This is a genomic window from Anaerovorax odorimutans DSM 5092 (genome assembly GCF_000426305.1).
GTDB lineage: Bacteria > Bacillota > Clostridia > Peptostreptococcales > Anaerovoracaceae > Anaerovorax > Anaerovorax odorimutans.
Genome location: NZ_AUFC01000001.1, coordinates 155,670 through 176,180 on the forward strand (window position 1 = coordinate 155,670; position 20,511 = coordinate 176,180).

17 protein-coding genes and 14 tRNA genes are annotated in these 20,511 nt (G+C 30.4%); 28 read left to right on the top strand and 3 right to left on the bottom strand.

Features of this window, described 5'->3' with window-relative positions; translation table 11 throughout:
• Positions 1 to 206: 206 nt before the first annotated feature.
• Entirely contained in the window at positions 207 to 497 is a 291-nt protein-coding gene (locus tag K292_RS15450; RefSeq protein ID WP_037372092.1) for a hypothetical protein, read from the top strand.
• A 145-nt stretch (positions 498 to 642) separates the two neighbouring features.
• A complete protein-coding gene (gene rnr, locus K292_RS15455) occupies positions 643 to 2,637 on the top strand; it encodes a ribonuclease R (RefSeq protein WP_051280090.1) in 1,995 nt (664 codons plus the stop codon).
• 19 nt (positions 2,638 to 2,656) lie between these two features.
• Here rnr and K292_RS0100700 read toward each other — a convergent pair whose 3' ends face one another.
• The 3 genes from K292_RS0100700 to trkA form a co-directional block, all read right to left on the bottom strand.
• Entirely contained in the window at positions 2,657 to 3,079 is a 423-nt protein-coding gene (locus K292_RS0100700; protein ID WP_027398230.1) for a CBS domain-containing protein, read from the bottom strand.
• Between the two features lie 109 nt (positions 3,080 to 3,188).
• Complete coding sequence (locus K292_RS0100705) at positions 3,189 to 4,664, bottom strand: TrkH family potassium uptake protein (protein WP_037372096.1); 1,476 nt, start codon at positions 4,662 to 4,664, stop codon at positions 3,189 to 3,191.
• Positions 4,665 to 4,678: 14 nt separating this feature from the next.
• Entirely contained in the window at positions 4,679 to 6,043 is a 1,365-nt protein-coding gene (gene trkA / locus K292_RS0100710) for a Trk system potassium transporter TrkA (RefSeq protein WP_027398232.1), read from the bottom strand.
• Between the two features lie 377 nt (positions 6,044 to 6,420).
• On the opposite strand from trkA, the gene K292_RS15460 reads away from it, so the two are divergent.
• The 26 genes from K292_RS15460 to K292_RS0100840 all read left to right on the top strand — a co-directional run bounded on the left by K292_RS15460 (position 6,421) and on the right by K292_RS0100840 (position 20,502).
• Positions 6,421 to 7,017: an MBL fold metallo-hydrolase gene (locus tag K292_RS15460; protein ID WP_051280092.1), complete on the top strand. Its 597-nt coding sequence runs from the start codon at positions 6,421 to 6,423 to the stop codon at positions 7,015 to 7,017.
• A gap of 128 nt (positions 7,018 to 7,145) precedes the next feature.
• Positions 7,146 to 7,487 carry a YraN family protein gene (locus tag K292_RS0100720; protein ID WP_027398233.1) on the top strand — a complete coding sequence of 114 codons (342 nt, stop codon included), beginning with the start codon at positions 7,146 to 7,148 and terminating at the stop codon, positions 7,485 to 7,487.
• Positions 7,488 to 7,506: 19 nt separating this feature from the next.
• On the top strand, positions 7,507 to 9,048 hold the full coding sequence (locus K292_RS0100725; protein ID WP_027398234.1) for a YifB family Mg chelatase-like AAA ATPase: 1,542 nt from the start codon (positions 7,507 to 7,509) through the stop codon (positions 9,046 to 9,048).
• Position 9,049: 1 nt separating this feature from the next.
• Positions 9,050 to 9,916, top strand: a complete 867-nt coding sequence (dprA, locus tag K292_RS15465) for a DNA-processing protein DprA (protein WP_051280094.1) — start codon at positions 9,050 to 9,052, stop codon at positions 9,914 to 9,916.
• A 57-nt stretch (positions 9,917 to 9,973) separates the two neighbouring features.
• On the top strand, positions 9,974 to 12,046 hold the full coding sequence (gene topA / locus K292_RS0100735; RefSeq protein ID WP_027398235.1) for a type I DNA topoisomerase: 2,073 nt from the start codon (positions 9,974 to 9,976) through the stop codon (positions 12,044 to 12,046).
• Between the two features lie 27 nt (positions 12,047 to 12,073).
• Positions 12,074 to 12,613 carry an ATP-dependent protease subunit HslV gene (gene hslV, locus K292_RS0100740; RefSeq protein ID WP_027398236.1) on the top strand — a complete coding sequence of 180 codons (540 nt, stop codon included), beginning with the start codon at positions 12,074 to 12,076 and terminating at the stop codon, positions 12,611 to 12,613.
• Positions 12,614 to 12,625: 12 nt separating this feature from the next.
• Positions 12,626 to 14,062 carry an ATP-dependent protease ATPase subunit HslU gene (gene hslU, locus K292_RS0100745; protein ID WP_027398237.1) on the top strand — a complete coding sequence of 479 codons (1,437 nt, stop codon included), beginning with the start codon at positions 12,626 to 12,628 and terminating at the stop codon, positions 14,060 to 14,062.
• A gap of 525 nt (positions 14,063 to 14,587) precedes the next feature.
• Positions 14,588 to 15,367, top strand: coding sequence for a GTP-sensing pleiotropic transcriptional regulator CodY (gene codY / locus K292_RS0100750; protein ID WP_027398238.1), 780 nt, complete (start codon positions 14,588 to 14,590; stop codon positions 15,365 to 15,367).
• A gap of 69 nt (positions 15,368 to 15,436) precedes the next feature.
• Positions 15,437 to 16,102: a sporulation protein YunB gene (gene yunB, locus K292_RS0100755; protein ID WP_027398239.1), complete on the top strand. Its 666-nt coding sequence runs from the start codon at positions 15,437 to 15,439 to the stop codon at positions 16,100 to 16,102.
• Positions 16,103 to 16,206: 104 nt separating this feature from the next.
• Positions 16,207 to 16,926 carry an SGNH/GDSL hydrolase family protein gene (locus K292_RS0100760; RefSeq protein ID WP_027398240.1) on the top strand — a complete coding sequence of 240 codons (720 nt, stop codon included), beginning with the start codon at positions 16,207 to 16,209 and terminating at the stop codon, positions 16,924 to 16,926.
• 18 nt (positions 16,927 to 16,944) lie between these two features.
• Complete coding sequence (gene hflX / locus K292_RS0100765; RefSeq protein WP_245570810.1) at positions 16,945 to 18,252, top strand: GTPase HflX; 1,308 nt, start codon at positions 16,945 to 16,947, stop codon at positions 18,250 to 18,252.
• Entirely contained in the window at positions 18,249 to 18,875 is a 627-nt protein-coding gene (locus K292_RS0100770; protein WP_027398242.1) for a YigZ family protein, read from the top strand. Before hflX ends, K292_RS0100770 begins: the two co-directional genes overlap by 4 nt.
• 124 nt (positions 18,876 to 18,999) lie before the next feature.
• Positions 19,000 to 19,074 (top strand) — tRNA-Asn (locus tag K292_RS0100775).
• 205 nt (positions 19,075 to 19,279) lie between these two features.
• A tRNA-Val gene (locus K292_RS0100780) sits at positions 19,280 to 19,355 on the top strand.
• 7 nt (positions 19,356 to 19,362) lie between these two features.
• Positions 19,363 to 19,439, top strand: a tRNA-Asp gene (locus K292_RS0100785).
• Between the two features lie 43 nt (positions 19,440 to 19,482).
• Positions 19,483 to 19,557 (top strand) — tRNA-Thr (locus K292_RS0100790).
• Positions 19,558 to 19,575: 18 nt separating this feature from the next.
• Positions 19,576 to 19,660 (top strand) — tRNA-Tyr (locus K292_RS0100795).
• 8 nt (positions 19,661 to 19,668) lie between these two features.
• Positions 19,669 to 19,743 (top strand) — tRNA-Gly (locus tag K292_RS0100800).
• Positions 19,744 to 19,748: 5 nt separating this feature from the next.
• Positions 19,749 to 19,822 (top strand) — tRNA-Gly (locus K292_RS0100805).
• Positions 19,823 to 19,828: 6 nt separating this feature from the next.
• Positions 19,829 to 19,905, top strand: a tRNA-Arg gene (locus K292_RS0100810).
• A 17-nt stretch (positions 19,906 to 19,922) separates the two neighbouring features.
• Positions 19,923 to 19,998 (top strand) — tRNA-Gln (locus tag K292_RS0100815).
• A 4-nt stretch (positions 19,999 to 20,002) separates the two neighbouring features.
• Positions 20,003 to 20,078 (top strand) — tRNA-Lys (locus tag K292_RS0100820).
• Positions 20,079 to 20,107: 29 nt separating this feature from the next.
• Positions 20,108 to 20,196, top strand: a tRNA-Ser gene (locus K292_RS0100825).
• Between the two features lie 29 nt (positions 20,197 to 20,225).
• Positions 20,226 to 20,317, top strand: a tRNA-Ser gene (locus tag K292_RS0100830).
• An 8-nt stretch (positions 20,318 to 20,325) separates the two neighbouring features.
• Positions 20,326 to 20,401 (top strand) — tRNA-Trp (locus K292_RS0100835).
• Between the two features lie 24 nt (positions 20,402 to 20,425).
• Positions 20,426 to 20,502: transfer RNA gene (locus K292_RS0100840), tRNA-Pro, on the top strand.
• Positions 20,503 to 20,511: the final 9 nt, after the last annotated feature.

Consider the following 20,511-nt stretch of genomic DNA (forward strand, 5'->3'; position numbering starts at 1 on the left):
AAATATTAACTATAAAAGATAAAATTTAAAAAAATATAAAAAATAATTAATTAAACATTTTTAAAAATACAAAAAGTCAAAATATATAAATATATGAAATTTAGAGATTTCCTCTTTTTTTAAAAGCTTTTCTTTTTATTTAGATTAAAATTTTATTATTTAGCAAATAATAAGTTAGAGAAATATAAAAGAGAGGAGTTGAAAAAATGAAAAATAATAAAAGGATTTTTCTAGTATTATTATTAATTTTATCTTTGTTTATGTTTTATGGTTGTGGAAATACAAATGATACAATTGATCCAGATACACCAAATGAAACTAATGACATAACAGATGATAAGTTAACAGATGATATTGAAGATGATATCGAAGATGGAGCAGATGATATTAAAAATGGAGTTGATGATATAACCGACGATATTACGGATAATGATAATGATATTAATAATGATAACATTACTGATAATGATGTTACTCCAAGTGCTTTAAATGAATAATTAAAATAAAAGGTAATAAAATATATTATTACTTTGATAATAACAAAGCAACAGAAGCAGAAGCACAATTGGATTTAATCCTTTTGTGCTTTTTACATAAATATGTTATTATAATAATGTAAAAGTATTGTTACTTGGAGGAATTATGAATATTAAAGTATTAAATGATAATAAAAAACATAGAAAAACATTAAAAGATGTGGATTTAATTATAGGAACATTACAAAAACACAGAAAAGGGTTTGGATTTGTAATTCCTCAAAATGATAAGAATGGAGACATTTTTATATCAAATAATAATATAAAGAATGCGATGAATGGAGATATAGTTAATGTCAAATTACTAGATTCAAATAATTCTGAGAAAACTAGAGAAGGGATTATAGAAAATATTGTAAAAAGATCGATTACAGAAATAATAGGTACTTTTGAAAAAAATAAAAGATTTGGATTTGTAGTTCCGGATGATAAAAAAATTAATGATGATATTTTTGTATTAAAAAAAGATTTTAATGGTGCTAATACAGGAGATAAAGTAGTTGCAACCATAACCAAATGGCCTAATAAGGAAAATAGTGCGGAAGGAATAATAACAGAGATTATAAGCAGAAAAGATGAACAGGGTGGAGATATTAAAGCTTTAATAAGGCAATATAATTTAACTAAAGAATTTCCTAAAAAAGTTATAAATGAATCAAATAAAATAAATGAAGATATTTTACAAGATGAAATAATTAATAGAAAAGACTTAAGAGGTAAAACGATTATCACTATAGATGGAAAAGATTCTAAGGATTTTGATGATGCAGTCTCAGTAGAAAAACTGGATAATGGAAACTATTTATTAGGAGTTCATATTGCAGATGTGAGCCATTATGTAAAAGAAAGCAGCAATTTAGATAATGAATCTTTGAAAAGAGGTAATAGTGTATATTTAATAGATCAAGTTATTCCAATGCTGCCTGAAAAGCTTTCTAATGGAATATGTAGTTTAAATCCTAATGTTGATCGTTTAACTTTATCTATAGAAATGGAAATAAGTAAAGATGGTAAAGTTTTAACACACGAAATATTTGAAAGCATTATACAATCTAAAGCGAGAATGATATATACAGATGTATCTGATATTTTAGAATATCATTCTAAAGATTTAATTGAAAAGTATCAAGATATATATGAAGATATATTATTAATGGGAGAATTAGCAAAGTTATTAAAGAGATCCAGAGATATAAGAGGAAGTTTAGATTTTGATTTTGATGAAGCATATATTACACTTAATGACAAAGGTATACCAACTAGTGTAGAAACTGCGGAGAGAAGAGTAGCAAATCGTTTAATAGAAGAATTTATGCTTATTGCTAACGAAACTGTTGCAGAACATTTTTATTGGATGCAAATACCTTTTGTATACAGAGTTCATGAAAAACCGGATTTAGAAAAAATAGAAGAGTTTAAAAAATTTATTGCCAGTTTTGGCTTAACATTAAAAGGTAATTTGGAGAATATACATCCTAAAGCTTTGAATGAAATTATTAAATCTGTAGAGGGAAAACCTGAAGAACATATTGTTAATACGATAATGCTTCGCGCAATGAAAAAGGCTTTTTATGGAACAGAATGTGAAGGGCATTTTGGGTTAGGAGTAAAATATTATTGTCATTTTACTTCACCAATAAGGAGGTATCCTGATTTAATTATTCATAGAATTATAAAAGAAACTATAAATGGAAATCTAAATGATAAACGGATAAAAATTTTAAAAAAACGAACAAATATTGCCGCAGATCAATCTTCTATCACTGAAAGACAGGCACAAGAATTAGAAAGAGAAGTTGAAAAATTAAAGAAGGCAGAATATATGTCTTATCATATAAATGAAGTATATGAGGGAATAATCAGTGGTGTTGCATCCTTTGGATTCTTTGTTGAGATTGAAAATACTATTGAAGGAATGGTAAGAGTAGAGTCTTTAACAGATGACTATTATGATTATGAGCCAAATATGTATAGGTTGATAGGTAGACATACCAATAATATTTATTCATTGGGAAATAAAGTTAGAATAATAGTTCATTCCGTAGATCTTTTAAATAAAGAAATTAATTTTATTTTATTCAATGAATTAAAGCTGTCATAAAAATCATTATGACAGCTTATCAATATAGATTATTTATTTTAGATATAGAATTAAGTGCATCACCGGCTTCATCAATATACATAGGTTTTCTTGCTATATCAGCAAGTGCAAGTATTCCAACTAACTTACCATTTTCTAAAACAGGTAATCTTCTGACTTGATTTTTTGATAATAAAAGTGCTGCATCATGGCTATTCATATTTGGAGTTGCATATACAATATTTCTCGACATAATACTTTCTGCTGTTTGATTTTCAAGTGATGAAGACATACCTCTAAGGACAATATCCCTATCAGTGATTATACCTAAAATTTCATTGCGATCTGTACAAATAGGAATTGCACCTATATTTTCTTGTTTCATTAAAGATGCAATCTGTTTTAATGATGTTTCAGGTCGCACACATACTATAGAAGTAGACATTAAATCTTTTACTTTCAAAATGTATTCCTCCATTTAATAATTATAAGATTAAAATAAAAATGACAGCCTATATAATTAGACTGTCCACTTTTATTCTAAATATTAGAATATTTTTATTAGTTTTAAACTATACTCTAATAGCTTTATCTGGATTCCAAAAAGATGGAGTCAATAATAATAATATTGTAAATAATTCTAAACGTCCTGCTAGCATCACAAATGATAAGAAAATTTTTATAGGTTCAGAAAAAATACTGTAATTCATAGATGGACCAACTAATCCAAATCCCGGACCTATATTTCCTATACAAGATACCATGGCACTTAAGCTTGTAATTAAGTCAAAATTATCCCACGAAATAATTATTGAACCTAGTACAACAATACCAAGATATAAGAAGATAAAATTTGTAATAGCTGAAACTCTGTCTGCTGGAATAGCTTTACCGTCTAGTTTAACAGAAATAACTGCATGTGGGTGAAGCCTTAGTGCTATGCCTCTCTTAATAAGTTTGAACAGAACTAAAATTCTTATTACTTTCATACATCCTGTTGTAGAAGATGAGCACCCTCCCACAAACATTAAGAAAAATAAAATCATCTTGCTGAAGGATGGCCATAAATCAAAATCTGTTGTTGCATAACCGGTTGTGGTTATTATGGAAGATGTTTGAAATATTGAGTATCTTATTGTATCTCCAAGTGTATCATATGTATTGTTATATAATAAATTTATTGATATCAGTAATATACAACTAATTAAAATTGTAATATATACTTTAAATTCACCATCTTTGAATAAATCTTTGTAATGTTTATGTACAACACAGTAAAATAAAGTAAAGTTAATTCCACATAAAACCATAAAAAATGATATTACAAAATCAATATACGCACTGTTAAAATGACCAATGCTGTCATTATAGCTTGAAAATCCCCCTGTTCCTACTGAACCAAAGGTATGTATTAATGAATCAAAAAGATCCATACCACCAAATAATAATAAAATTGTTTCTACTATAGTAAATACCATATATATTATATATAATATTTTAGCAGTATCAGACATTTTAGGCATTAATTTTCCTAAGGTAGGCCCGGTTGTTTCTGCTTTTGCTATTCTGTGACCGGCAATTCCCAGTGTAGGTAATAGGGCAATAGCGAAAACTAGAATACCCATACCTCCAAGCCAATGTGTAAAAGAGCGCCAAAATAAAAGCCCTTTTGGTAAGGCTTCTACATTTGTTAGTATAGATGCACCTGTTGTACTAAATCCGGATGCAGTTTCAAAAAAAGCATCGGCAAATCTAGGTATATAACCTGAGACCATAAAAGGCACAGAGCCTAAAAGTGAAGCTAAAAGCCAACATAACGCAACAATTGCAAAACCATCACGCATTTTCAGATTAGTAGAATCTGGCCTTGTTTTTAATGTTAAAATCAATCCTATAATAAACATTGGAATTATTGATTTAATAAAAGCAAATAAGGTAGAAAATTCATTATAGATTAATGATACCAAAGCAGATGGCAGCATTGATATTGCAATAATAAGTATAATCATACCAATTATTTTTGTTATTGCTTTATAATTTAAAACCATAAAACTGCACCACCTTATTTAAATATACCTGTTCTATCACAACGAAGAACTTTTTCCAAAGTTGAAACATCTGATAAAAGAAAAATTATAATAACTCGGTCATCTTGTTCTATAACAGTGTCACCATTTGGAATTATTACATTTGTTCCTCTATGAATAGCCGCGATTATAACATCATCAGGAAGTTGTAAAGAATTAATAGGTCGATCTATTAATCTCATATGCTCATCGGCAATAATTTCTATTATTTCCGCTTGACCCTGTATCAGTTGTGAAGATATTATTCGTTTAGAACCTTGTATAAAACGAAGAATATGACTTGCTGTCATATCCAAAGGATTTAAAGCCATATCAATTCCCATACTTTCGATAAGAGTTGCATAGCTTTCTCGGCTAACCTTAGCTATTACATCTTCAATTCCTCGTTGTTTAGCCATAAGTGCTAAGAGGAGGTTTTCTTCATCATAGCCTGTCGCTGTTACAAATCCATCCATTTCATCTATATTTTCTTCTTCAAGTAAATCAATATCGGTAGCATCACCATGTAAAATGAGAACATCATTTAAATGACTACTTAGATATTGACATCTAGCTTTATTATTTTCAATTATTTTAACAGATACACCGAATTCTGATAGTTTTTTTGCAAGATATAAACCTGTTTTTCCACCTCCAACAATCATTACTCTTTGTAAGTTTGTATATTTACCTTTTTCATGAACCTTGTTATTTAATTCAAGAATAGGCTCTTTTTCTCCAATTACATACAGACTATCATTTTCTAAAATAATTGTTGATCCGTTTGGAATAATTACCTTTCCATTTCTTGAAATTGCAATTACAAGCATATTCCCTAAACTTTCAATAATCTCGGTTATAGGTCGTCCAATAATTTCAGGCATTTTATCCGATAAAAATTCTATTATTGCAATTTTTCCGCTAGAAAAGATACCATTGCTTAACGTGTATTTTTCTATTAAATATTTATATATTTCCATAGTAATGGATAGGTCGGGATTTACAATATAATCTATATTCATTGTATCTTTTATGAAATCAAGTTGATTCATATGTTCGGGATCTCTAACTCTTGCTATTACTTTTGAACAACCCAATCTCTTTGCAAATGCACAAATAACAATATTTTTTTCATCTGAATTTGTAGCGGCAAGGAGAAAATCATAGGATTGTATGTCCATACCTTTCAATAGACTTATTTGTTTCGCGTTCCCTGGTATTGTCATTAAATCCATTTGTGAAGAAAGCCTTTGTAAAAGTGCTTCATTTTTATCTATTAAGGTAACAGAATGGTCACCTTCTAAAAGTGCTTCTGTAATTTTAATACCTAATTTACCTGCACCAGCTATTGCTATTTTCATAACTATTTCCTTTTAAATTTTTCCTTTCATTTTATATTGACATACACATTTTTTATATTGACATACACATTATTCTATCACTATTTTTATTTAAAGCAATAATTATTTGTTATTATTGCTTTAAATAAGCTAAAATATTGGTTAAATATACAAAAAAGAAGTAAAAAAATTTTTGTAATATACATGATTTTTAGATAATTAATTTGGTTAATAAAAATAGTATAGTCTTTTCAAAATAGCTATTTATTATTATATTTTTCTAATTTTTACATACAAATTATACATTTTCTTTAACATGAATTATAATAGAAATAATAGTTAAATTAGAATTTTAAATATAGAAAGTTTTGTTGATCTATATGAAAGGAAGACATAGAATGAAGATAATAAGATTAATTGGAGGAAATCTTCAAAGTAACGGATATATAATATACGATAAAACTACTAAAGAATGTTTTATTATTGATCCAGGCTATAATCCTGATAGCTTTTTAAAAAAAGTTGAAGAGCTTAAATTGAAAATACAAGGTATTTTATTGACTCATCATCATTATGACCACATAGGGGGTGTAAAAAAAATACAAGATAATACAGGTTGCCTTGTTTATATGCACAGAGGTGATTTGGATTTATATAAAAATGGAGTAGATTGTGTTTTAGAAGATGGTGATAAGATAATGCTTGGATCAGAAGAAATATCAGTAATAAATACCCCAGGGCATACAAAAGGAAGTGTTTGTTATTTTTCGGATAAGAGTAAGCTTGCATTTACAGGTGATACTATATTTAATGTAGACTTAGGAAGAACTGATCTCATTGATGGTGATGAAAATGAAATGAGGCATTCAATTTTAGATATTATTAATAATTGGAGTAATGAAATAATGATTTATCCAGGGCACGGAGATTCATGCAATATGAAATTTATAAGAAAATACAATAAAGAATTTTTGGATATATTAAATAATATTTAGCTTATTTAAACAAAATCTTTAATTTTTGTGATTGAAACATAGCTATAAATGTAAAAATATGGTTGACAAGTAAAAATATTAATGAAATAATTAAAAATGTAAAATTTATATTGAAAGGATGATTACATTTGCTCTTAGGAACTTGGGGAGAAGAAGTGGCTGCAAAATATTTTATAAAAAAAGATTATTTTATTTTGGAACGTAATTATTCGTGTAAAATTGGTGAACTTGATATTATTGCAAGAACAAATAATACTATTGTGTTTGTTGAAGTTAAGACAAGAAACAATTTAAATTTCGGCTTGCCGTGTGAATCCATTACTGAAAATAAAAAAAGACATATAATTAGAGTTGCAAATTACTATATAGCGAAAAATGAATTACGATATTTTGACATGCGAATTGATGTAGTAGAAATATTAAAAATAAAAGATAAAGTCTATTTGCATCACATAAAAAATGCATTTTGACATGAGTTGGAGGAATAGAATGTTATCAAGAGTATTTACAGGATCTCTATATGGGCTTGAATCTGAACTTATTACTGTAGAAACTGATTTATCTGCAGGATTACCTGCTCTTACATTGGTAGGATTACCTGATTTGACAGTTAAGGAATCTAAGGAAAGGATTAGATCGGCAATTATTAATAGTAATTATAAATTTCCGGCAAAGCGAATTACAATAAATCTTGCACCAGCAAGTACAAAAAAAGAAGGTACTCACTTTGATTTGCCCATAGCCATAGGTATTTTAGCCAGTATAAAAATTATTGACAGTATGACAATAAAAGATTTTGCATTTATTGGAGAACTTTCCTTAGACGGTAAAGTTAATCATATTAATGGTGCTTTGCCATTAGTTATTGGTATTCGTAATAAGGGTATAAAAAAAATTGTTTTACCTATATCTAATGCAAAAGAAGTGAGTATTATAGATGATGTTGAAATTTATCCTATTTCCAAAATAGATGAAATAGTTGACTATTTTCTTAATAAAACTATTATAAAACCTTATAAAAATAGTGGATATAATATAATAACTACACTAAGAAAAGATAAAGCTGACTTTTCTGATGTATCAGGACAGGAAACTGTAAAAAGGGCTTTACAAATAGGAGTAGCAGCATCACATAACATACTTATGATAGGTCCTCCCGGTGCAGGTAAAACTATGGTTGCAAGAAGGATACCTTCTATTATGCCGCCTATGACATATGAAGAAAAGTTGGAAGTAACCAAATTATATAGTATCGCGGGAGAACTATCAGAAAGATCACCTATGATTTTAGACAGACCTTTCAGGGCACCGCATCACACTATATCTGCGGTTGCAATGGTGGGAGGGGGTTCTAAACCTCGTCCTGGAGAAGTTTCTCTAGCTCATTATGGCGTGCTATTTTTAGACGAATTTCCCGAATTTAACAGGAAAGTTATTGAAATGTTAAGACAGCCTATGGAAGATGAAAAAATTACAATTAATAGAATTTCTAGTTCATTGACTTTCCCTAGTAAAATAATGGTTGTTGCGGCAATGAACCCTTGTCCTTGTGGTTATTATGGTGACTCAAACCATGAATGTACTTGTAAGCCTTATCAAATACATAATTATTTATCTAAAATATCAGGTCCTCTTCTGGACAGAATGGATATTCAAATAGAAATCATGCCTGTAAATTATGATTCACTTATAGGTAATAATAAGATAAAACCAAGAAATTCTGAAGAAATGAGAAAAGAGATTGAAAGAGCAAGAACTGTTCAATTAGAACGATATAAAAAAGAAGACATTAACTATAATTCTCAGTTGAATCCCAATTTGATAAAGAAATATTGTATTTTAAACAAAGAAAGTAAGGATTTAATGAAAGAGGCTTTTTATAAATTTTCTTTAAGTGCAAGAGCATATAATAAAATTATAAAATTATCCAGAACCATAGCGGATATTGATGGAATAAATCAAATAGAAGCTAAACATATAGCTGAAGCAATTCAGTACAGAAGCTTAGATAAAATTGTCAGAGGAATATAAAATGAAATTTTTAGATATAAAAAAAGTTAAAATAAATGAAGAAGACTATCCTAATTTACTGAAGTATATAAATGAACCTCCTAAAGAATTATACTATAGAGGTAATATTAAATTAGCAAATAAAGCTTCTATTGCAATTGTAGGAGCAAGAAAAGCATCCGACTATGGTAAATGGGCAGCCTATAATTTAGCAGTAAAACTTGCAGAGTATGATATTGTTACAGTTAGTGGAATGGCATATGGAATAGATACTTTTGCACATAAAGGCGCATTGGAAAATGAGGGAAAAACAATTGCGGTTTTAGGTTGCGGGGTAGATATTTGTTATCCAGTTTCTAATCAAAATTTGATGGAAAGAATTTCAAAAAATGGGCTGATTCTGTCAGAATTTGAACCAGGAGCAAAGCCATTACCTTATAGATTTCCTCTAAGAAATAGAATAATAAGTGGAATTTCCATTGGCACAATAGTTGCGGAAGCTGGATTGAACAGCGGATCTCTTATTACAGCTGAATATGCAGCAGAACAAGGGAGGAATATTTATGCTGTACCAGGGAATATAAATAATATGAATAGTATAGGTTCAAATAAATTGATAAAAGATGGAGCAACTCCCATAATAGTAATAGATGATATAATAGATGAACTTTGTATAGAAAGAAAATCTATAGATGAAAAAGATAAACTTTTACTTGGTGAAGACGAAAAATTATTTTATGAAATACTGTTACAAAATGGTGAAGTAACTTCAGATTTTCTTTGCAGAACTACGGGAAAATCAGTGTCTGAAGTAAATTCAATCATAACAATTTTAGAAATTAAAGGAATTATTCAAACAGCTTTGGGAAAAATTTTTGTTGCAAAATAATAATTTTACAAATATAATCAATTTTTGTAATAGTAAATTCACAAAGGAGGCTATATTATGGCCGATAAAAATTTAGTTATTGTAGAATCACCTTCAAAAGCTAAGACTATAGGTAAGTTTTTGGGGAGCAAATATACAGTTGTTGCTTCGGTGGGACATGTAAGAGATTTACCTAAAAGTAAGCTTGGTATTAATATTGAGAATAATTTTACTCCTGAATATATTTCCATCAGGGGAAAAGGTGATGTTATTAAAGCAATGAAAAAGGCAGCTAAGAATGCAGGTAAAATATACCTAGCAACTGACCCTGATAGAGAAGGTGAAGCCATATCATGGCACATTGCGTATTTGCTTGGAATTGATGATAATAAACCATGTAGAATCGTTTTTAATGAAATTACGAAAAGTGCTATACAAAATGCTGTTAAGCATCCAAGAGTTATTGATAAAAAACTTGTGGATGCACAGCAGGCGAGACGTGTTTTAGATAGATTAGTAGGTTATCAGATTAGTCCTTTGTTATGGAGAAAAATAAGAAGAGGTTTAAGTGCAGGGAGAGTACAATCTGCAGCTTTGAAAATAATCTGTGACAGAGAAAAATCAATTTTGGAGTTTATACCAAAAGAATATTGGGAAATAAGTGCTGTTCTGATTAATGCAAGTAAAAGTTCTGCAAAGAAAAAACAGTTTACTGCTAGATTGACAGAATATAAAGGAAAAAAAATCACAATCAATAATAAAAAAGAGGCAGATAAGATTCTTTCTGAATTAGATGATGATAATTTTGTTATTAATAAAATAGATAAAAGAGAACGACTTAAAAATCCTCAGGCACCGTTTACTACCAGCAGTCTTCAACAAGAGGCATCAAATAAGCTCAACTTTTATACTAAAAAAACCATGTTAATAGCACAGCAGCTCTATGAAGGAATTGAAATAAAAGGTTATGGAATTGTTGGTTTGGTAACATATATCAGGACCGATTCAGTTAGGATTTCTGATGAAGCACAAGCTTCGGTAACGGAATTTATAACTGAAAACTATTCTAAAGATTACTTAGGCAATAATGTGTTCTTAAACAAGAAAAAGGATGTACAAGATGCACATGAAGCCATAAGACCAAGTAATGTTAACTTAAAACCTGATGACATTAAAGAATCTCTTACAAAAGATCAATATAATTTATATAAGCTTATTTGGAGTAGATTTGTTGCTAGTAGAATGAAACCGGCAGTTTATGACAGTGTGAGTGCTGAAATTAAAAATAATGATTACACTTTTAAGGCAAATGGTTCAAAACTAAAGTTTGAAGGATTTCTGAAAGTATATAAGAATATTAATGACGGAGATAATGAAAAAACTCTTCCCGAATTAGAAGTAGGAAACAAGCTTAATAAAATTGAAATTTTAAGCGAACAGAACTTTACACAACCACCATCAAGGTTTAGTGAAGCCGGACTTGTAAAATATTTAGAAGATAAAAATATAGGCAGACCAAGTACCTATGCGCCTATTATTGCGACTTTAATAGAAAGAAAATATGTTACAAGAGAAAAGAAAACTTTAATACCTACAGAACTAGGTTTTATTGTAACAGATTTAATGGAGACTTATTTTGAACAAATTGTTGATGCAAGCTTTACAGCTGAACTTGAAGATAAGTTGGATGAAGTAGAAGTAAAGGGTAATAATTGGAAAAATATTATAGTAGATTTCTATAAGACATTAGAAGAAGAACTTAAAATTGCTGATGAAGCTATTGAAAAAGTAAAAATAGAAGATGAAGTTACAGATGAAGTTTGCGAGATTTGCGGAAAACCTATGGTTATAAAACATGGTCGTTTCGGCGAATTTTTAGCATGTTCTGGTTATCCAGAATGTAAAAATACAAAAACAAAAGTAAATAAAATAGAAGTTAAGTGTCCTAAATGCGGAAGAGATATTGTGGCACGTAAAAGCAAAAAAGGAAGAATTTTCTATGGATGCAGTGGATATCCGGAGTGTGATCAACTATATTGGAATAAACCAGTTGATAAAAAATGTCCGGAATGTGGCTCTCTTTTAATGGAAAAACCAACAAAAACTACGAAATATGTGTGTTCAAATAGTGAATGCGGGTATAAAGAATAATAATTATAAATTTAAGGAGGTCTTTTTATGGGAAATTTTCATGCTACTACTATTGTAGCGGTGAGAAGAGGAGAAAATGATATTTGTATTGGCGGAGATGGTCAAGTTACTATGGGTGAAACTACAGTTATGAAACATACTGCTAAAAAAGTGAGGAAAATATATAAAAATACAGTTGTTACAGGATTTGCAGGTTCAGTCTCGGATGCATTTACATTAACAGAAAAATTTGAGAAAAAGCTAGAAGAACATTCTGGAAATTTAAAGAGAGCAGCTGTTGCTTTAGCTCAAAGCTGGAGAAGTGATCGTGCGATGAGGAATCTAGAGGCTTTAATGCTTGCAGCAGATAAAGAGAGCATGCTTTTGATTTCGGGTAACGGTGAAGTAATTGAGCCTGATGAGGATTTTGTAGCTATTGGATCCGGTGGCAACTATGCTTATGCGGCTGCCAATGCTTTATTTAAGCATACTGATATGAATGCAGAGGAAATTGTAAGAGAAGCGTTAAATATTGCTTCATCAATTTGCGTATATACAAATAATAATATTTCTGTAGAGAAATTATAGGAGGAAAGAAATATGGGTGAATTATATAGCATGACTCCTAAGGAAATAGTACAGGAGTTAGATAAATATATTATCGGACAAGATCAAGCAAAAAAATCTGTTGCAATAGCACTTAGAAATAGATACAGAAGAAGTTTACTTCCAGAAGAAATGAGAGAAGAGGTTACTCCAAAAAATATTTTAATGATGGGACCTACAGGTGTTGGTAAAACAGAAATTGCAAGAAGATTAGCAAAATTAATGGATGCCCCATTCGTAAAGGTAGAAGCTACAAAATTTACTGAGGTTGGTTATGTGGGAAGAGATGTTGATTCTATGGTGAGAGATTTAGTTGAAGCTTCTATTCGAATTATTAAGCAAAAAAGACTTCAAGAAAAGTATGTAATAGCAGAAGAAATTGCAGAAGAAAAGATAATAGAAGCAATTATTCCTGGAAAGAAAAAATCATCATCGGGTAATACAGGTGGAGTTAGAGGACCTTTTGACTTTATACTTGGAGGAGGTTTTCAAGCACAGCAAAATCAACAAAAAATTTCTTCAGAACAGACAGATAAAAACTCAGATGAAAAGGCGGAAGAATTATTAGCAAGAGAACAGGTAAAACAACAGCTTAAAGACGGGCTTTTAGAAGAACAGTTTATAGAAATAGAAGTAAATGATGTTCCAAAAGGGAATCAGTTGGATCTTGGAACCGAAGGTATGAGTATAGCTATAGGAAATATTTTTGGAGACATGATGCCACAGAAAAAAAAGAAGAAAAAAGTTAGGGTAAAAGATGCAAGAAAGATTTTAAGAGAACAAGAAGCTCAAAATCTTATAGATATGGATCAAGTTACATCGGAAGCTCTTGAAAATGCAGAGCAAAACGGAATTATCTTTATTGATGAAATAGATAAAATTGCTGGGTCAGAATATCGTTCTGGTGCAGATGTTTCCAGAGAAGGAGTACAAAGAGATATACTCCCTATAGTTGAAGGCAGTGTAATCAATACGAAGTATGGTCCTGTTAAAACAGATCATGTTTTATTTATAGGGGCAGGTGCTTTTCACATTTCAAAACCTACTGACTTAATTCCCGAATTGCAAGGAAGATTTCCTATTAGAGTTGAACTTGAAAATTTAACTAAAGAAGCTTTTGTTCAAATTTTAACTGTTCCAGAAAATGCATTGCTGAAGCAACATAAAATGCTATTGGAAACTGAAGGTGTAAATGTGAACTTTACTGATGATGCTGTAAACGAAATAGCTACTATGGCGTATTTAACTAATGAACAGACAGAGAATATAGGAGCAAGAAGACTTCATACAATAATGGAAAAATTACTTGAAGATATTTCATTTAATATTCCTGAAATGGAAAATGAGGAAATTGTTATTGATGAGAAATATGTAAGAGATAAGTTTATTGATAGGATTCACGCAGATGATATTGATAGATTTATTTTGTAATATATTTTATAATAAAAAATTGGATAAATAATTTCTTATCCAATTTTTTTATTCGGAATTATTGTTACCATTCAATTAATTAACACTTGTAAGACATAGAAGTTGTATAATCGTAATATAAGAAAAATAAATAACTGGAAGATATGTATATTAAACTATCAATATATGAAAATAGAAATGCATATTACACAATTTGTTCTTTTTTAATAAAGTAAAGAATATTGGTTTATAATAATAACAAAAGGTTTAAAAAAGATTACGGATTAAATTTAATTGAATAAATATAAAAGAATTTTGCAGAGCTTTTTTATACAGTTTGAATAAAAATTTATATAAAAAAAATTAGTTTAAATATAAAAAAACACAAATTATTAAACAATAACTATAAATATATGTAGAAATATGAAGAAAATTATATTATTATCAAAAAAAATGTTTGTAAGTTAAATAATTTGAGTTATAATATTCATATAATTAAAACAAATATTAAAATTTAATAATATAAACAAATGGAGGAATTTATGAATGAATAGAGACATACTCTCTAAGGTGAGAAAGTTAAACTGGGTACTGCAAGAAAGTGCTTCTGGTGTTTTTTCTTTTAATGATCTTTGCGATATTTTAAGTGACTTAATGGATGCAAATGTATATATTGCAAATAAAAGAGGTAAAGTTATAGGAGTTCATTATAAAATAAAATCTGATAGTGCTACTATTACAGATCCGGAAACAGGAAACGAGCAGTTTCCAAATGAATATAATGAAGAATTATTGAAAATTGTAGAGACAAAGGCTAACTTAACTGATGAAGAAGCTTTAGAGATTTTTAAATATGATTATGATACTTATGATAAGCTGCATACGATTATTCCTATAGTTGCAGGTGGTCAGAGGTTAGGAACTCTTATTCTTACAAGATATAAACCAGAATTTTGTGATGAGGATTTAGTACTTGGTGAATATGGTGCTACAGTAGTGGGTATTGAAATTCAAAGAAGAAAGACTTTGGAAATCGAAGAGGATGCAAGGAAAAGAGCAGTAGTTCAAATGGCAATCGGTACACTATCTTATTCTGAAATTGAGGCGGTACAACAAATTTTTACAGAGCTTAATGGAACAGAGGGTCTTCTTGTAGCAAGTAAAATTGCTGACAGATCAGGAATTACAAGATCTGTAATTGTTAATGCACTTAGAAAATTAGAAAGTGCAGGAGTTATTGAATCTCGTTCTCTTGGTATGAAGGGTACACATATAAAGATTGTTAACAGTAAATTCTCAGAAGAATTAGATAAATTGGAAGTTTAATTAAAATTAATCAGTAACAAAAATCCCCCGATTAACATAGTATATTACAAGTTAGTTGGGGGTTTTTATATGAAAACTTATAGGGGCAACAAAAAAAAAAATAAAATAAAATGGTTTTTTAGCCTTGTTTTGTTAATTATATTAACAATGTATGGGTTTCTTTTTGTTGACAAAGTTATTAAACCCACTATAGCTTCTATTTCAGAAGTAAAAGTAAAATCTATTATTACTCAAACTATAAATGATTCAATTCAAGAGGAATTTATTTTAGATACGGATATTCGTCAATTGCTTGATATGAAAACTGATAATGATGGTAACGTTACTTTTGTAGAAGCAAATGCCTCTGCTATGAATGAACTAGCAGCGGGATTAGCTACAGCAGCCCAAACTAAATTTAAAAATATGGAACCACAAGATATTAGAATTCCTGTAGGAAGCCTTATAGGTAGTCAAATTTTATCTCAGATGGGTCCGAATGTAAATTTAAAGGTTTTACCCATAGGTATGTCAAAAGCTAATTTTAGAACGGAATTTGAAAGCTGTGGTATTAATCAAACTAAATATAAAGTATTTTTGGAATTTGAAAGTCAAGCAAAAGTTCTAGTTCCTTTTTCAATGAATAATATAAATGTTAATAATACAATTTTAGTTGCAGAAGCAATTATAGTTGGCAGAGTTCCAGACACTTATGTAAAAGTACCAGAAGATAAAATAATGGATGCAATAAATTAAAAAAAAATGAGAATATTATAATTATATACTTATTTACTTTTGTTTATTGTTCTTATAAAATTAGATTGTAGTTATTTTTTAATAACTAAGATTGGGGTGATATTATGGAAAAATTAAAATCACTAAATAAAATAAGTGTGGTTGGGGATTCAATTTTAAAAGGTGTTATTTATGATGAAGTAGCCGGAAGATATAAGTTTTTAAAGCAGAGCGCAGTTAGTGCTTTTGAAAAAATAAACCAAATTGCAGTAATAAACTATTCTAAATTTGGAAGTACTGTTTCAAAAGGAATGGAAAAATTAAATAAATTTATTGTAAAGGGTACGGATGATTCAGAAGTTGTACTTATTGAATTTGGTGGAAATGATTGTGATTTTGATTGGGACAAGATATTTTTAAATCCTTTTCAAAACCATTATCCAAATACTTCATACAGTAAATTTATAGAAACCATAAGTGATATGATCGAATCAGTTTTATCTGTTGGTAAAACTCCGGTTTTAATGAATCTTCCGCCTATTGATGCGGACAGATATTTTAATTGGATTGTTAAAGGAGATGAAAATAAAGCAGAATTATTATTGAAGTTTTTAGGTGATAAAAATTTTATTTATAGACATCAAGAACTATATTCTAGAGCAATAGAACATATAGCAAAAATTAAAGATATATACGTTATTAATGTCAGAGATAAATTTTTGTCTATTCCTCGATATAGTGATTATCTTTGTGCTGATGGAATACACCCAAATGAAAAAGGTCAAGAAGTAATAAAAACTGCATTTTTGAATGCTTATAAAGAAAGAGTATTATTAAATATATAAATATATATGGAGGAATAAGTGGTAAAATTCAATGATGAAAATGAGATAATAAAAGAGGATGAATGTAGAGCAATATTGGTAGGAGTTCAGATTGATGAAGATATTTCTTATTATATGAAAGAACTTTGGGGTCTTGCCGAAGCTGTGGGAATTGTTGTCCTTGGAGAGATGGTACAAAATAAAGAAAAACCAAATAGTGCTACCTTTATTGGAAAAGGCAAAGTCGATGAGTTATTGGAATTATGTGAAAATATGGAAGCAGATACTGTTATTTTTAATAATGAGCTTTCAGGTATGCAAATAAGAAATTTAGAGGAGAGATTAGGACTTAGAGTTATTGATAGAACAATTCTTATATTGGATATATTTGCTAAAAGAGCTGTTTCAAGAGAAGGAAAGCTTCAAGTAGAATTGGCTCAACTTCAATATCGTTTACCAAGACTTATTGGTTTTGGGAAATCTCTTTCCCGTTTAGGTGGAGGAATAGGTACTAGGGGACCCGGAGAAAAAAAGTTAGAAACAGACAGAAGGCATATTTCCAAAAGAATGGATGATATAAAAAAAGAATTAAAGGAAATAAAAAATAATAGAGGTGTACAAAGAGCCAGAAGAGAAAAATCTGAAATACCTGTTGTTGCTTTAGTAGGTTATACGAATTCAGGGAAATCAGCAATAATGAATAAATTTTTGCAAATGACTGAGAAGGATGAAAAAGTTGTTTTTGAAGAGAATATGTTGTTTGCTACTTTAGATACATCTCATAGAAAAATAAAATTAGATAAAAATTATGAATTTATTCTAGCAGATACAGTTGGATTTGTAAGTAAATTACCGCATGCGCTTATAAAAGCTTTTAAATCTACTTTAGAAGAAGTTGTCTATGCAGATTTATTATTGCATATTGTGGATTCTTCCTATGAAAATAATAATTTCCACATTGAAGTAACAAATTCGGTTCTAAAAGAAATTGGTGCAGATGATAAGGAAAAGATTATTGTATATAATAAAATGGATTTATTATCAAATGAGGATTGTATTTCTTTGTGTGGAGGAAAGAATATATGTATTTCTGCAAAGCGTGGAGACAATATGGAACTTCTCATAGATGTTATTAAAGAAAAATTGTTTTCAGATAGAGTTAGTGTTAATATGCTGATTCCTTTTGACAGAGGAGATATCTCCTCATATCTTTGTAACAAGTGTAAAGTTATATTTATGGATTATGAAGAAAATGGGACAAAATTTAAAGTTGAATTATCAAAAGCTGATTTTAACAGATTAAATCACTTTATTGTTAAAAATAATAAAGGAGGACAAGACCAATGATTCTTTATAAAACAGTCTTGGATGAAGGAATGGCAGAACAAATAATAGAGAAATCTAGGTTTATTGCTCATGTAAAACATGTGGAAACTAAAGATGAAGCAGAATCTTTTTTTTCTGAAATCAAAACTAAACATAAATCAGCTACACATAATGTCCCTGCTTATGTAATTGGAGATAAATTTCAATTACAATGGGCAAGCGATGATGGTGAACCTCAAGGGACATCGGGAGCTCCTATCATTCAAATGCTTGTAAAAGAAGGTATCACAAATGTTGCTGTAATTGTAACCAGGTATTTTGGAGGAATCAAATTAGGTACAGGCGGATTGGTTAGAGCATATACAGGAACAGCAAAACTGGTGCTTGATGAAGTTGGAAAATATTCAGCAAAAGAGATGATGACTCTTACTGTGAAAATTGACTATACATATCATGGAAAAATACAGAATATGGCTGAAAATAATGATTTCTTTAAGATTATTAAAACCATATATGAAGATAAAATTATATTAGAATTATATGTAAATATTGAAAGCACTGATGAATTAAAAGTTTTGTTATCTAATATTACTTCAGGGAATTATTTATTATTATATGAGGATAAAAAAATAGTGTATATTTAGTTATAAATGCTATTTTAAGCATAATATAGAAATTCTTTTTGTAAATTGTAGTATTTTAGTTGACATTGTAAATTTCCTGTGCTAAGATAAAACACGGCTCACAAAAAAGGGCATGATAATTTGTTCCAAGGTAGCTCAATGGTGGAGCACTCGGCTGTTAACCGATAGGCTGTGGGTTCGAGCCCCACCCTTGGAGCCAAATAAAAAAAATGAAAAAAAGTGTTGACAAGTAAAGAAAAATGCTGTATATTAAATGAGCGTCTTAAAACACAACAAACGCAAATTAAAACATGAAAATACAAAATAAAAATAAAAATAAAAAAAGCCTTGACAACGAAAAACAAATACTATATAATATATAAACGTGTCAAGTAAAAAATAAGACAAGAACAAGAAACATACCGGGGCGCATAGCTCAGCTGGGAGAGCACCTGCCTTACAAGCAGGGGGTCATAGGTTCGAGCCCTATTGCGCCCACCAATTTCATGGCCTGGTAGTTCAGTTGGTTAGAATGCCAGCCTGTCACGCTGGAGGTCGTCGGTTCGAGCCCGATCCAGGTCGCCAATTTAACATTTTATAACATTTTATTATTAAAGCAATATATTTTGCTGGTGTGGCTCAACGGTAGAGCAGCTGATTTGTAATCAGCAGGTTGGGGGTTCGATTCCCTCCACCAGCTCCATTATTCTAAATATTATTTGGAGGGATTCCCGAGTGGCCAAAGGGGGCGGACTGTAAATCCGTTAGCTGAGCTTTCGGTGGTTCGAATCCACCTCCCTCCACCAATTTATACGCGGAAGTGGCTCAGGGGTAGAGCATCGCCTTGCCAAGGCGAGGGTCGCGAGTTCGAATCTCGTCTTCCGCTCCAATTTTGCGGATGTAGTTCAATGGTAGAACTTCAGCCTTCCAAGCTGATAGTGTGAGTTCGATTCTCATCATCCGCTCCATTTTAAGGGCTCATAGCTCAGCTGGATAGAGCAACGGCCTTCTAAGCCGTTTGTCCGGGGTTCGAATCCCTGTGGGCTCACCATTTATTTTTTTAGAGAATGGGGTATAGCCAAGCCGGTAAGGCAACGGACTTTGACTCCGTCATGCGTAGGTTCGAGTCCTGCTACCCCAGCCATTTTGACCCATTAGCTCAGTCGGTAGAGCACTTGACTTTTAATCAAGGTGTCCCGCGTTCGAACCGCGGATGGGTCACCAATTTAATAATAAGTAGTAGAACTCATTGTGGAGAGGTGTCCGAGTGGTTTAAGGAGCTGGTCTTGAAAACCAGTGATTCCGAAAGGGACCGTGGGTTCGAATCCCACCCTCTCCGCCATATTTGAATAATAGGATCGAAACTCATTTGGAGAAGTACTCAAGTAGGCTGAAGAGGACGGTTTGCTAAACCGTTAGACCGGGCAACTGGTGCATGGGTTCGAATCCCATCTTCTCCGCCATATGATATAGGGGTATAGCTCAGTTGGTAGAGCGATAGTCTCCAAAACTATGCGCCGTGGGTTCAAGTCCTACTACCCCTGCCAAATAAATAATAATAATGCACTTATCGGGGTGTAGCGCAGCTTGGTAGCGCAACTGGTTTGGGACCAGTGGGCCGCGGGTTCAAATCCTGCCACCCCGACCATTTAATAAT

What these genes read in the sequence shown, in the direction of transcription:
- K292_RS0100760 (WP_027398240.1), top strand. Translation starts at nt 16,207, where the DNA reads ATGGAAAAATTAAAATCACTAAATAAAATAAGTGTGGTTGGGGATTCA.
- K292_RS0100770 (WP_027398242.1), top strand. Translation starts at nt 18,249, where the DNA reads ATGATTCTTTATAAAACAGTCTTGGATGAAGGAATGGCAGAACAAATA.
- trkA (WP_027398232.1), bottom strand. Translation starts at nt 6,043, where the DNA reads ATGAAAATAGCAATAGCTGGTGCAGGTAAATTAGGTATTAAAATTACA.
- dprA (WP_051280094.1), top strand. Translation starts at nt 9,050, where the DNA reads ATGAAATTTTTAGATATAAAAAAAGTTAAAATAAATGAAGAAGACTAT.
- K292_RS15450 (WP_037372092.1), top strand. Translation starts at nt 207, where the DNA reads ATGAAAAATAATAAAAGGATTTTTCTAGTATTATTATTAATTTTATCT.
- hslU (WP_027398237.1), top strand. Translation starts at nt 12,626, where the DNA reads ATGGGTGAATTATATAGCATGACTCCTAAGGAAATAGTACAGGAGTTA.
- rnr (WP_051280090.1), top strand. Translation starts at nt 643, where the DNA reads ATGAATATTAAAGTATTAAATGATAATAAAAAACATAGAAAAACATTA.
- K292_RS0100705 (WP_037372096.1), bottom strand. Translation starts at nt 4,664, where the DNA reads ATGGTTTTAAATTATAAAGCAATAACAAAAATAATTGGTATGATTATA.
- topA (WP_027398235.1), top strand. Translation starts at nt 9,974, where the DNA reads ATGGCCGATAAAAATTTAGTTATTGTAGAATCACCTTCAAAAGCTAAG.
- K292_RS0100725 (WP_027398234.1), top strand. Translation starts at nt 7,507, where the DNA reads ATGTTATCAAGAGTATTTACAGGATCTCTATATGGGCTTGAATCTGAA.
- hslV (WP_027398236.1), top strand. Translation starts at nt 12,074, where the DNA reads ATGGGAAATTTTCATGCTACTACTATTGTAGCGGTGAGAAGAGGAGAA.
- codY (WP_027398238.1), top strand. Translation starts at nt 14,588, where the DNA reads ATGAATAGAGACATACTCTCTAAGGTGAGAAAGTTAAACTGGGTACTG.
- K292_RS15460 (WP_051280092.1), top strand. Translation starts at nt 6,421, where the DNA reads ATGAAGATAATAAGATTAATTGGAGGAAATCTTCAAAGTAACGGATAT.
- yunB (WP_027398239.1), top strand. Translation starts at nt 15,437, where the DNA reads ATGAAAACTTATAGGGGCAACAAAAAAAAAAATAAAATAAAATGGTTT.